The organism is Pikeienuella sp., from assembly GCF_046290545.1.
GTDB lineage: Bacteria > Pseudomonadota > Alphaproteobacteria > Rhodobacterales > Rhodobacteraceae > Pikeienuella.
In genome coordinates this window covers 46,257-58,594 of the sequence record NZ_JBKAGV010000007.1, presented here as the reverse complement: position 1 = coordinate 58,594, position 12,338 = coordinate 46,257, and the positions used below count along the sequence as shown (strand labels likewise).

General features: G+C 70.2%; 8 protein-coding genes and 1 tRNA gene. 5 read left to right on the top strand and 4 right to left on the bottom strand.

The window, feature by feature from the left end; genetic code table 11:
- Position 1: 1 nt before the first annotated feature.
- Positions 2-196: a DUF2783 domain-containing protein gene (locus ACE37J_RS05320; RefSeq protein ID WP_409708175.1), complete on the top strand. Its 195-nt coding sequence runs from the start codon at positions 2-4 to the stop codon at positions 194-196.
- Positions 197-296: 100 nt separating this feature from the next.
- Here the strand turns inward: ACE37J_RS05320 and gyrB are convergent, their stop codons facing one another.
- On the bottom strand, positions 297-2,747 hold the full coding sequence (gyrB, locus tag ACE37J_RS05315) for a DNA topoisomerase (ATP-hydrolyzing) subunit B (protein WP_409708172.1): 2,451 nt from the start codon (positions 2,745-2,747) through the stop codon (positions 297-299).
- A gap of 119 nt (positions 2,748-2,866) precedes the next feature.
- Here gyrB and ACE37J_RS05310 point away from each other — a divergent pair, with 119 nt between their 5' ends.
- On the top strand, positions 2,867-3,043 hold the full coding sequence (locus ACE37J_RS05310) for a hypothetical protein (RefSeq protein ID WP_409708169.1): 177 nt from the start codon (positions 2,867-2,869) through the stop codon (positions 3,041-3,043).
- Between the two features lie 77 nt (positions 3,044-3,120).
- Entirely contained in the window at positions 3,121-4,506 is a 1,386-nt protein-coding gene (locus tag ACE37J_RS05305; protein ID WP_409708166.1) for a sulfatase, read from the top strand.
- A gap of 162 nt (positions 4,507-4,668) precedes the next feature.
- Here the strand turns inward: ACE37J_RS05305 and ACE37J_RS05300 are convergent, their stop codons facing one another.
- On the bottom strand, positions 4,669-5,832 hold the full coding sequence (locus ACE37J_RS05300) for an FAD-dependent monooxygenase (protein WP_409708163.1): 1,164 nt from the start codon (positions 5,830-5,832) through the stop codon (positions 4,669-4,671).
- A gap of 104 nt (positions 5,833-5,936) precedes the next feature.
- On the opposite strand from ACE37J_RS05300, the gene ACE37J_RS05295 reads away from it, so the two are divergent.
- Positions 5,937-7,271 carry a DUF3422 family protein gene (locus ACE37J_RS05295; RefSeq protein ID WP_409708160.1) on the top strand — a complete coding sequence of 445 codons (1,335 nt, stop codon included), beginning with the start codon at positions 5,937-5,939 and terminating at the stop codon, positions 7,269-7,271.
- 18 nt (positions 7,272-7,289) lie between these two features.
- Here ACE37J_RS05295 and tig read toward each other — a convergent pair whose 3' ends face one another.
- Positions 7,290-8,615, bottom strand: coding sequence for a trigger factor (tig, locus tag ACE37J_RS05290; RefSeq protein WP_409708157.1), 1,326 nt, complete (start codon positions 8,613-8,615; stop codon positions 7,290-7,292).
- 73 nt (positions 8,616-8,688) lie between these two features.
- Positions 8,689-8,773: transfer RNA gene (locus tag ACE37J_RS05285), tRNA-Leu, on the bottom strand.
- Positions 8,774-8,988: 215 nt separating this feature from the next.
- On the opposite strand from ACE37J_RS05285, the gene ACE37J_RS05280 reads away from it, so the two are divergent.
- On the top strand, positions 8,989-12,321 hold the full coding sequence (locus ACE37J_RS05280; protein WP_409708154.1) for a Hint domain-containing protein: 3,333 nt from the start codon (positions 8,989-8,991) through the stop codon (positions 12,319-12,321).
- The last annotated feature ends 17 nt before the right edge of the window (positions 12,322-12,338 follow it).

Genomic DNA, 12,338 nt, shown 5'->3' with positions numbered 1-12,338 from the left:
CATGGCCGCCCTCGTCACCGCGCCGAACCTGCAAGACCATGACGGCTTCTACGCCGAACTCCTCGCCGCGCACAAAGGGCTGTCCGAGGCCGAGAGCGGCGCGATGAACGCCCGCCTCGTCCTCATCCTCGCCAACCATGTCGGGGACCGGGAGGCGCTGCGCGAGGCGCTGGCGCTGGCGCGGAAGGCGGGCTGAAGCGCAAGACGCGCAGCCCCGGCCTCGAGCCGGGGCCTCGAAGGAATGGGCGCTCCCCTCTGCGAGGCCCCGGATCTGGTCCGGGGCCGAGCGATTGCCGCTATACGTCCAGATTCACCACGCTCAGCGCATTGTCCTGGATGAACTTCCGCCGCGGCTCCACCACGTCGCCCATCAGCGTCGTGAAGATCTCGTTCGCCTCGTCGATATGATCGACCCGCACCTGGAGGAGCGTGCGCGCGTTCGGGTCCAGCGTCGTCTCCCAGAGCTGGTCCGGATTCATCTCCCCGAGGCCCTTGTAGCGCTGGAGGCTGAGCCCCTTCTCCCCTTCGGCCAGGATAAGGTCCAGCAGCTCCAGCGGCCCGCGAACGGGGGAGGAACGGTCCTTCCGCTCCAGCACCGCCGCGCGGTCATAGATCTCGTGCAGGCTCTCCTCCAGCGCCGCGAGCCGCCGCGCCTCGACGGACTGGCAGGCCGCGGCGTCGATCACCCGCGTCTCCGTCACGCCGCGCACGGTGCGCTCGAAGATCATGCCGCCATCCTGCGCGGCCCGGCCCGTCCAGCCCTGTTCGGTCTCGGGCGCGATGGAGTCGAGCCGTCGGGCGACAAGCGCCGCCGCCTCGCCCGCGGGGAGCCGAAGGAGCTGGCCGGACCATCCGGCCTCCGCCTCCTCCCGAGGCCGGCGGCGAAACACGGCGGCGATGGCCGCCTGTTCGAGCACGAAGCGCGGCAGATGCGTCGGGAAGGAGTTCAGGATGCCGCGCGCCGCCCGCGCCTCCTCCACCACGCGCCGCAGGTCCTCCCCCCCGATCTGCGCGCCGGAGGCGAGCCGAAGGCTGACGCCTTCCAGGCCCTCGGAGATAAGATAATCCTCCAAGGCCTTCTGATCCTTCAGATAAACCTCGGAGCGCCCGCGCCCGACCTTATAGAGCGGCGGCTGCGCGATATAGAGATATCCGCCCTCGATCAGCTCCGGCATCTGCCGGTAGAAGAAGGTCAGCAGCAGCGTGCGGATATGCGCGCCGTCCACGTCCGCATCCGTCATCAGCACGATCTTGTGGTAGCGGAGCTTCGAGATATCGAACTCGTCCCGCCCGATCCCGCAGCCGAGCGCCATGACGAGGTTGCCGATCTCCTGGCTGCCGAGCATCCGGTCGAACCGCGCCCGCTCCACGTTCAGGATCTTGCCGCGAAGCGGCAGCACCGCCTGCGTCCCCCGGTCCCGCCCTTGCGTCGCGGAGCCGCCCGCGCTGTCGCCCTCGACGAGGAAGAGCTCCGTCTTGGAGGCGTCCTTCTCCGAGCAATCCTTCAGCTTGCCGGCGAGGAAGGCGACGTCCACCGCCGATTTCCGCCGCGTCAGCTCCCGCGCCTTCCGCGCCGCCTCCCGCGCCAGCGCGGCCTCGACGATCTTGCCGACGACGATCTTCGCCTCCGCCGGATTCTCCTCGAACCATTCGGCCAGCTTCTCGTTCATCAGGTTCTCGACCGCGGGCCGCACCTCGGATGAGACGAGCTTGTCCTTCGTCTGGGAGGAGAATTTCGGGTCCGGCACCTTCACCGAAAGCACGCAGGTCAGCCCCTCCCGCGCGTCGTCGCCCGAGAGCGTCACCTTGTCCTTCTTGGAAAGCGCCGCCGTCGCATAGGCGTTGATCGTGCGCGTCAGCGCGCCGCGGAAGCCGGCGAGATGCGTGCCGCCGTCCCGCTGGGGGATGTTGTTGGTGAAGGGCAGCACGTTCTCGTGGTAGCTGTCGTTCCACCACATCGCGACCTCGACGCCGATCCCGTCCCGCTCCCCGTTCACATAGATCGGCTCGCGGATGAGGGGGCTTTTCGAGCGGTCGAGATATTTCACGAACTCCCGCACCCCGCCCTCATAGAGCATCGTCTCCTCGACCGGCTCGGCCGAGCGCTCGTCGCGCAGCGTGATCCGCACGCCGGAATTGAGGAAGGCGAGCTCCCGCAGCCGGTGCTCCAGCGTCTTGAAGCTGTATTCGATGTTGGTGAAGGTCTCGGGCGAGGCGAGGAAGCGCACCTCCGTCCCCTTCCGCCCGTTCGCCGGGCCGACCACCGTGAGCGGCTTGACCGTGAACCCGCCCTCGAACCGGGCGTAGTGCTCCTTGCCGTTCCGCCAGATGCGAAGGTCGAGCCAGGTCGAGAGCGCGTTGACGACGGAGACGCCGACGCCGTGCAAACCCCCGGAAACCTTGTAGGAATTCGAGTCGAACTTCCCCCCCGCATGGAGCTGGGTCATGATGACCTCGGCGGCGGAGACGCCCTCCTCGGCATGGATGTCGGTCGGGATGCCGCGGCCATTGTCCGTCACGCCGACGGAGCCGTCGGCGTAGAGCGTCACTCTCACCGTGTCGCAATGGCCGGCCAGCGCCTCGTCGATCCCGTTGTCGACGACCTCATAGACCATGTGGTGCAGGCCGGAGCCGTCGTCCGTATCCCCGATATACATGCCGGGGCGCTTCCGGACAGCCTCCAGCCCCTTGAGAACCTTAATCGAATCCGCGCCGTAGCTTTCGCCCGCGCCTTCGTTTTCCGCCATCTGCCCGCCGCCGTTGTTCTTGCCCCCGGAGTATAGACGGCGCGCGCGGCGATGTCATGCCGCGACGGCGAGAAACCGCTTGTATCGCCCGCGCGCCGGGCGGATGCTGCACGGCGGCGATGCGGCGGGCGAACATGCCGGCCGGCGCGTTCAACCTCCGGGAACATCACATGGCCAAGGGCCAGAAGCGCAGCAACAAGGAAATCAAGAAACCGAAGCAGGAGAAGAAGCCCGCGCCCGCCGTGGCCGGCTTCGCGAACGCCTCGGCGACTCCGGTCGGCACGAAGAAGAAGTAGCGCCGCCGACGCTTGGCAAGACGCGTCGGGGCGATGTAACGACCGGGGCGGGCGCGCCCGGCCCGGCGGAGAAGCGCATGAACTTCCTTTTCCTCTCCATCGAGGACCTGAACGATTTCATCGAGCCGCTCGGCGGCCACCCCGAGGTGAGGACGCCGAACATCGCGCGGCTCGCCGCCCGCTCCGCCGTTTTCGAACGCGCCTACGCCACCGCGCCCGCCTGCTCACCGGCCCGCGCCGCGGCGCTCTTCGGCCAGGCGCCGTGGAGGACGGGAATCTACGCCAACGGCCATGACTGGCGCATGGTTCACAAGACCGGCCAGCGGCTCTCGATCGTCGGGCACATGCGGGATGCGGGCTTCGCCACGATCGGCGCCGGCAAGATCTTCCATCTCGCAGAGGCGGGGATCGACCCGGACGAATGGGACGATTACTTCGTCGCCGGCCGCCGCCGGCATCCGCCCACGAGCGCGCTCGCCCGCGCGGGCGAATTCGGCCCGAACATGGATTACGGCCCCGCCGAGAGCGACGAGCCGCAATATGACGAGCTGAACGCGGAGCGGATCGTCGCCGAGATGACGCGCGGGGCGGACGGCCGCTTCTGGGCGCTCGGCCTCTTCCGCCCGCATCTGCCCTGCATCGTGCCGCAGCGCTTCTTCGACCTCTATCCGGAGGAAGTCGCGCTGCCGCCCGGCATGCCCGGGCCCTTCGACATGGAGGACGAGCGGGAGCTTGCTTCCGTCCCCGCCGAGGCGCGGCGCTTCATCATCCGCCCCATCGGGCAGAAGATCCATCGCGGGCGGGACTATAACGCCTTCCTCCGCGCCTATCTCGCCTCGATCAGCTATGCGGACTGGCTGGTCGGCCGCCTGCTGGACCGGCTGGAGGATCAGGGCCTCATGGACTCCACGACCATCGTCCTCTGGTCCGACCACGGCTACCAGGTGGGGGAGAAGCTGGCCTTCACCAAGTTCACGCTCTGGGAGCGGGCGCTGCGCATCCCGATGATGGTCGCGGGGCCGGGGATCGTCCCGCGAAGACTCGGCCAGCCCGCGACGAACATGGACCTTTTCCCCACCCTCCTCGCCCTCGCCGGCGCCCGCCCGAAGCAGGAGACGGACGGGAGGGACCTTTCCGCCCTCCTCGCCGGCGGGCCGGAAGACGGCGATGCTGCGGCGTGCGCCGTCTGGGGCCTCTTTCCGCCGCCGAAGGGGAAGGACCTTCTGGCCGTCACGGCGCGCACGCGGCGGCACCGCTTCACCCGCTACTGGAAGGGCGGGGAGGAGCTGTACGACCATGACGCCGACCCGTTCGAGCGGCGGAACCTCCTCGCCGCGCCCTTGCTCGGGCGCGTCGCGCGGGCCGGGCTCCGCGCGCGCCTCGCGGCGACCCTGCCCGCTCCGCTCGCGAAGCCGCTTCCGCTCAAGTCGCGGGAGGAGCGGCTGGCGATGGCCGAGGATTGAGGCGAGGGCCGATCTGACGGAGACGCAGCGCGCCGGTGAGGCCGGCCGACTTGCGAACGGCGCGCGAAGGGCCGCGGCCTCCCATGCAGGAACGAGGCCGCTTCCCGCGCCGGACGCACGGGCCAGGGGCGTGGGGGAGCGCCGCGCTTCCGCCCGGCCATGTCAATGATGACGGCCTCCGCCCGGCCCGGCGTAGAGCCAGTCCAGCCGCCGCGCGAACCAGCCCGGCGCGAGCCGGTGGACCGCCCTGATCCCGAGCCGCGTCACGGGGTCGTCCCGGTGAAACCGCGCGAGGTTGGCCCGCGCCTCCGCCTGAACCCGGCTGACCCGCCCGATCCGCGCGGCGAAATGGGCGCGGAGCGCGGCCGGAATCTCCGTCGCCCCGTCGAGCCGGGCGGCGAGCGCGACCGCGTCCTCCAGCGCCTGCGCCGCGCCCTGCGCGAGGGAGGGCAGCATCGGATGCGCCGCGTCCCCGAGGAGAAGCGCCGCGCCGTCCGACCAGCGCGGCAGCGGCGGCCGGTCGAACAGCGCCCAGCGGAACGGCGCCTCGACCGCTTCGAGAAGGCGCGCGAGCGGCGGCGCCCAGCCGGGGAAGAGCGCGCGGAGCGCCGCCGGGTCGCCGGGCTCCGTCCAGCCCTCATTCCGCCAGTCCTCCCGCACGAGGCCGACGAAATTCAGCAGCCTCCCGCCCCGGAGCGGATAGGTGACGGCGTGCCGCCCCGCCCCGGTCCAGGCCGTGACGCATCGCGGCGCGCCCGGCGCGGCCTCCGCCGGAACCGTCGCCCGCCAGGCGACGAAGCCGGTGAAGCGCGGCGCCTCCGGCCCCAGCATCGCCTCCCGGATGCGGGAGCGGAGCCCGTCCGCCCCGATCACGAGGTCGCCCTCCACAGTCTCGCCGGAGGCGAGGCGGAGCGCGGCGCCGCCCGGCCCCGTCTCGTATCCCGAAGCCTCCGCCCCGGTCCTGACCGCGCCCTGCGGCAGCGCGGCGAGCAGCGCCGCCACAAGATCGGCCCGATGGACGCAGAGATGCGGCGCGCCCCAGCGCGCGCCGAGCGGCACGGCGGCGAGGAGCGCGCCGCCCCTGCCCCGCCGCATCTCGATCGCCGGCGCCGCGAAGGCCCCGGCCTCGACCCGCTCCGCAACCCCGAGCGCGAAAAGCGCCCGCCAGCCGTTCGCGCCGAGCTGGAGCCCGGCGCCGACCTCCCCGATCTCCCCCGCCCGCTCGAAGACCTGCGCCTCCCAGCCCGCGCGATGAAGCGCCAGCGCCGCGGCGAGCCCGCCGACCCCGCCGCCCGCCACCAGAACCCGCCTGCGCCTTCCGCTCATCCCGGCTCCTTCGCATGGCCGCGGGGCGGCGAAAAGCCGGCAGGTCGGGAAGAAACGCCGATGTCGCATTTTGCATTGCGGCGCCCGGCGCTACATTCCACCCCATGAAAGACGCCACCCCGGATTCCCGCATGCCGCTCAAGCGCCTGATGCACGACCCGGAGCGCTATCAGCTCTCCAACGAGCTTCATTCGCGCCCCTTCCCGTCGCTCAGGGCCCCCTGCGGCGCGATCTATCTCGCCATCCGGCCGGAGGAAGCGGACCGGCGCGACCAGGCGACGGACCGGGCGCTCCTCACCTCGCTGATAGACAGGTTCGGCGGCCAGCATCCCGCGCCGGACGCCGCCTTCTATTCCGGGGAGCTTGGCCGCTACCACATGAAGTGGGAGGCGCATACCGAGTTCGTCGCCTACACGCTCTTCCTGCCGGACATCCCCGACGAGCCCTTCTCGGGCGATCCCCTCTCCCATTTCCCGGAGGACTGGCTGACCCAGATCGACGGCCGCGTCATCGCCGCCGCCCAGGTCAGGGTCGAACAGGCGGGGAGCGCGGAGGAATCGGTCGGCATCTACAGCGACCGGCTGCACCGCCATTTCGTCTCCGAAAGCCTCGCCACCGCCTTCGTGGTGGACGGGGAGGCGCTCGTCGCCTCCGATTTCCGCCTGCATGAGGACGGGTTCGCCCGCATCGCCGTCGTGGCGGTGGACGGCGTGGGCCCGCGCCGCCTCGGCCGGATCGTGCAGCGCCTGCTGGAGATCGAGAGCTACAAGTCCTTCGCCCTCCTCACCCTGCCCGTCGCCCGCCGCGTGGCGAAGCGCGTGACGGAGCTGGACGACAAGCTCGTCCTCCTCGCCCGGCAGGCGACGGAGGGCGCCGAGGAGGCGCGGGAGACGCTGGACCAGCTCACCCGCCTCTCCGCCGAGGTCGAGCGCCTCTCGACCGAGACGGCCTACCGCTTCGGCGCCGCCGGCGCCTACGAGGCCATCGTGAACGACCGGATTTCGGCCCTCCGCGAGGAGCGGATGGCCGGCCGCCAGCTTTATTCCGAGTTCATGAAGCGCCGGTTCGACCCGGCGATGCGCACCTGCCGCTCCGCCGAGCGGCGCCTCCACGAGCTTTCGGGCCGGCTCGCCCGCGCCTCCGCGCTCCTCTCCACCCGCGTCAACGTCGCGGTGGAGGCGCAGAACCAGCGCCTTCTCGAATCGATGGACAAGCGGGCCGACCTTCAGCTCCGCCTGCAGCAGACGGTGGAGGGGCTTTCCGTCGTCGCGATCAGCTATTACGCGCTCGGCCTCGCCGCCGCGCTTGTCGGGCCCATCGCCGCGCGTTTCGGCGTCTCGAAGGAAACCGCGACCGCGGCGCTCGCCGTGCCGGTCATCGGCGCCGTCTGGTGGGCCGTTCGGCGCATCCGCGTCCGGTGGGAGCGCGGCGGGCGCTGAAGCCCGCCGCGCCCGCCCTCACTCGGCGTCGAGCGCCTCGATGGCCGCCTCGAGCTCGGCCTTGGTGACCTCCTTGTCGGTCACGCTCGCCAGCTCGATCACGTAGTCGACGACCTTGTCCTCGAAGATCGGCGCGCGCATCTGCTGCATCATCTGCGGGTTCTGGCGCACATATTCGAAGAAGGCGCGCTCCTGCCCCGGCATCCGCTGCGCCTGGCGGAAGATCGCCTGATTCAGCTCGCCCTCGGTGACCTCGACCTTCGCCTTCTTGCCGATCTCGGCGAGCAGCAGCCCGAGCCGCACGCGCCGCTCCGCGAGCTTCAGATGCTCCTCCTTCGGCTCGATCTCCGGATGGTCGTGGCCCTGATGATCCGGGTTTTCCTCGTGCCAGAGCTGGTGGGCGATGGAATTCGCCTCCGCCGTGACGAGCCCCTGCGGCAGGTCGAAGGCGACCGCCGCGTCGAGCTTGTCGAGAAGCTCGCGCTTCAGCACCTGGCGCGCCGCGCCCTTGTACTCTTCCTCGAGCCGCTCGGTCATCTGCTGGCGGAGCGTCGCGAGATCCTCGATCCCGAACTTCTTGGCCAGCTCGTCATCCACCTTCGCGGGAACCGGCTTCGCCACCGCCTTGACCTTGCAGGCGAAAACCGCCGGCTTGCCGGCCAGCTCCTTCACCCCGTAAGCCTCGGGGAAGGTGACCTCGACATCCTTCTCCTCGCCCGCGGAAACGCCCGTGAGCTGGTCCTCGAAGCCGGGGATGAACTGGCCGGAGCCGAGCACGAGCGCGAAATCCTCCGCCGCCCCGCCCTCGAAGAGCTCGCCGTCCACCCGGCCCTCGAAATCGAAGGTGATCTGGTCGCCGGTCTCCGCCGCGCCCTCCTTCGGCTCGAAATTCTCGGCCTGCTCCGCGAGCTTGGAGAGCGCCTCGGCGATCTCCTCCTCGGTCGGCTTCGCGGCGAGCCGCGTGAGCTCGAGCGCCGCGAAATCCGCCTCCGGCACATCCGGCAGGCGCTCGTATTTCACGGTGACGGTGAGATCGTCGCCCTCGTCGAACTTCTCGTTCGTCACGGCGATCTCGGGCTGCTGCGAGGGGAGGTGCCCGGTCTCGTCGAAATGCTTGCGCATCGCCTCGTTCACCGCCTCGTCGAGCACTTCGCCCATGAGGTTCTTCGCGAACATCTTCTTCAGGAGCGCCTTCGGCGCCTTGCCCTTGCGGAAGCCCTTCATCTGGAAGTCGGCGCGCACGGCGTCGAGCTTCGCCTCCATCTTCTCGGCCAGAGCCGCCGCCGGCACGGTCATCGCATATTCGCGCTTGAGGCCATCGGCCAGCGTCTCGGTCACCTGCATGTCGTCCTCATCCTTCCGCGCCCTCGCGCGCCATTCGTTCCGCCCGTTCGTTCAGCCGGGGAGAAGCGGCCTCTGGTGCGGGCGGAGGGACTTGAACCCCCACGCCTTGCGGCGCCAGAACCTAAATCTGGTGCGTCTGCCAGTTTCGCCACGCCCGCATTCCGGCGCAGGCCGCAGCCCGCCCCGGAAAACCGGCGCTTGCTTATCAGAGCGGTTTCTGCCGCGCGAGGGGAAAATGCCGGCGCGCCGCCCCGCCGCCGCCGCAGAACCGGCCGCATAACCCGCCACAGAACCGCCCCGTTCGCGCAGCGTTATGTTTTTCCGGGATATATGGTATCCGGCTCAAGTGGGATCAGGCGCGCGGTAGGGACTGATGGCGAGCTACACGTTCACGAATGCGGTCGTGGTGGAGACCGGGGGCTCGTCCGCCCGCCGCATCATCTGGGATGAGGTGACCGTAACCGTCACTGACGGAGACGCTGACAACAACCTCAACCGGACCAGCGCGGACCCGGGCGGCGACCAGACCTTCGTCTTCACCGGGTTCACGCAGGTCCTCTCCAGCTCCTATGAGCCGATCCCGGAATTCACCTATACCGAGATCGACGGCTCCAGACGCGGAACCGGCACGCTGACGGACGCCAACGGCGCGGAGATCCGGGGCTTCTGGTTCGAGGTGGAGAACGGCTCCAGGGATTTCCGCGTCTTCATCCCGACCGAGCCGAACGCCGGCTTCAACTATACCGGCAACCAGAACGGCATCATCTCGAACACGTCGACGCGCGACTTCAGCTATGGCGAGATCGCGGGGCAGAGCGGCGAGCAGTTCGTCATCTCCGATCCGTCCGAAGGAACCGCCCGCGACTGGAACCTGGGCGGGGGGGACGACCTCGCCCAGTCCAGCGCCGGAAACGACTCGATCAGCGCCGGCGCAGGGAACGACACCGTCTTCGCCGGCGGCGGGCAGGACACCGTTCAGGGCGGCGAGGGGGCGGACAGCATCCTCGGCGAGGGCGGGAATGACAGCCTGCTCGGCCAGGCGGGCGATGACACGATCCGCGGCGGCGACGGGCAGGACACGCTCCTCGGCGGCGCGGGGGCGGACAGCCTCGAAGGCGGCGCCGGGAACGACAGCATCGACGCCGGCGCGGAAGACGCGAGCGCGGACACGCTCTCGGGCGGCGCCGGGAACGACACGCTCTTCGGCCAGGGCGGCGACGATTCCATCGACGGCGGAACGGGCGCCGACTCGATCCTCGCGGGCGAGGGCGCGGACAGCGTCATCGGCGGCGACGGGAACGACACGATCCAGGGCGGCGGCGGAAACGACACGCTGATCGGCGACGGCGGCGCGCTCGACCCGGTCCTCACGCGCCAGTCCTTCGAGTGGGACGACATACCCGACCCGGACAATGGCGGCGGGATAGACGACAACGACGATCTCTCCGGGGGGTTCACCCAGAATACCGGCCTCGTGAACGTCGGCGTCACGTTCCTGAGCGAGTCGGCAAACGCGCAGCTCCGGTTCGAGTCCGACACCCAGGTCGTGACCGGCATCAATCCGGGCGGCTCCGAAGTCCCGACGGCGGACAGCGGCGGGCTGATGCGCGGGTTCGCCGAAGGCGATACGGCGACGCTTCGCTTCGCCTTCTCCGCGACCGGGGCGGGCGTCTCTGACGAGGTGCGGAACGTCACCTTCCGCATCAACGACATCGACGAGGGCGGCTTCAGGGACCTCGTCTCGATCCGCGCCTTCGACGCCGCGGGGAATCCGGTCGACATCCGCCTCTCCGCCGGCTCAAACCTGACGTTGAATGACAGCGACGGCGTCGCCGGAGCGGACCAGGTCTTCACCCGTGACGGCGCCGGCGGCGTCGGCCCGAACGACGCGACAAACTCCGTGCTCGTCACCATCCCCGGTCCGGTCGTCCGGTTCGAGATCGACTATGGCAGCCTCGAGAACAGCCAGCACGCGATCAACATCACGGACATGTTCTTCGACGCGGTGACGATCCCGACGGCGGCGACGACAGGGAACGACTCGATCCTCGGCGGCGAGGGCGACGACAGCATCGAGGGCGGGCTCGGGAACGACACGCTCCTCGGCGAGAACGGGAACGACACGATCCTCGGCGGCGAGGGAGCCGACAGCATCGAGGGCGGCGCCGGAAACGACAGCCTGCTCGGCGGCGCCGGGGCCGACAGGATCACGGATTTCGCCGGCTCGAACGTGATCGACGGCGGGGACGGCGCGGACTCGATCACCGCCACCGGCGCTGGCGGAACCTTCGACTCGATCCTCGGCGGCGCCGGGAACGACACGATCGAGGTCTTCAAGGGCGACGGCTCCTCGACCGTGATCGACGGCGGGGTCGGCGATGATTCCATCACCGTCTTCAACGGCCCGAACTCGGTGAACGCCGTCGCGGGGGGCGACGGGAACGACACGATCCAGACCGGAGACAGCCAGGATTCCGTCACCGGCGGCGACGGGAACGACCGCATCGACGCCGGCGCCAATGACGACGTCGTCTCGGGCGGCGACGGCGACGACACGCTGACCGGCGCCGCCGGCTCCGACACGGTGACGGGCGGAATCGGGAACGATTCCATCACCGATTTCGACGGTTCGAACAGCATCGACGGCGGCGACGGGGCGGACACGATCTTCGTCACGGCCGGGGACGGCGCCGCGAACACGCTCTCGGGCGGCGCGGGCGACGACAACATCGCCTATTTCGCCGGCGCCGGCAGCACCTCCACCATCGACGGCGGCGCGGGCGGGGACGTCATCACCTCCGGCGACAGCCGCGATTCGATCATCGGCGGCGAGGGCGGGGACGACATCTCCGCCGGCGGCGGCGACGACACGATCGTCGGCGGCGCCGGCGACGACGTGCTTTCGGGCGGGACGGGGACGGACCTCTTCCTCCTCTCCGCGGGGGACGGCTCCGACGCCATCGTCGGCGGCGAAGACGGCGACAACGGCGACATCGACCGCATCGTGCTCGCGCCGGGCGGCGGCGGGCGCCGCGTCACCTTCACCAACGACGACCGCACGACCGAGAGCGGGATCATCGAGTTCCTGGACGCCGGCGGGAACGTCATCTCGACCACGACCTTCTCCGAGATCGAGCAGGTGGTGTGTTTCACGGCCGGAACGATGATTCGCACGCCCGGGGGCGAGCGCCCCGTCGAATCACTCCGCCCCGGCGACCTTGTGGAGACGCTGGACAACGGCCCGCAGCCCGTGCGCTGGGCCGGGCGGCGCCTCGTTCCCGCGACCGGGCGCTTCGCCCCCGTCCGCATCCGCGCCGGAGCCTTCGGCGCGCGGCGCGATCTCGTCGTCTCGCAGCAGCACCGGATGCTCGTCTCCGGCCCCCGCGCCGAACTGATGTTCGGGGAGCCCGAGGCCCTCGCCGCAGCGAAGCACCTTGTCGATGGCGGGAGCGTGACGCTGGAGGAAGGCGGCGTCGTCGAATACGTCCACATCCTCTTCGACCGGCACGAGATCGTCTTCGCCGAAGGCGCGGCGGCGGAAAGCCTTCACCCGGGCGCGGCCGCCCTGGCCGGGATCGGCGCCGAGGGGCGGGAGGAGATCTTCGCGCTCTTCCCCGAACTCCGCGACCACCCCGCCGCCGCCGGCCCGGCGGCCCGGACGATCCTCAAGGCTTTCGAGGCCCGCGCCTTCACCCGCGCGGCCTGAGCCGGAAACGAAGCGGC

Coding starts and splice junctions, on each gene's coding strand:
- ACE37J_RS05320 (WP_409708175.1), top strand. CDS start 2: ATGGCCGCCCTCGTCACCGCGCCGAACCTGCAAGACCATGACGGCTTC.
- gyrB (WP_409708172.1), bottom strand. CDS start 2,747: ATGGCGGAAAACGAAGGCGCGGGCGAAAGCTACGGCGCGGATTCGATT.
- ACE37J_RS05305 (WP_409708166.1), top strand. CDS start 3,121: ATGAACTTCCTTTTCCTCTCCATCGAGGACCTGAACGATTTCATCGAG.
- ACE37J_RS05310 (WP_409708169.1), top strand. CDS start 2,867: ATGCGGCGGGCGAACATGCCGGCCGGCGCGTTCAACCTCCGGGAACAT.
- ACE37J_RS05295 (WP_409708160.1), top strand. CDS start 5,937: ATGAAAGACGCCACCCCGGATTCCCGCATGCCGCTCAAGCGCCTGATG.
- ACE37J_RS05300 (WP_409708163.1), bottom strand. CDS start 5,832: ATGAGCGGAAGGCGCAGGCGGGTTCTGGTGGCGGGCGGCGGGGTCGGC.
- tig (WP_409708157.1), bottom strand. CDS start 8,615: ATGCAGGTGACCGAGACGCTGGCCGATGGCCTCAAGCGCGAATATGCG.
- ACE37J_RS05280 (WP_409708154.1), top strand. CDS start 8,989: ATGGCGAGCTACACGTTCACGAATGCGGTCGTGGTGGAGACCGGGGGC.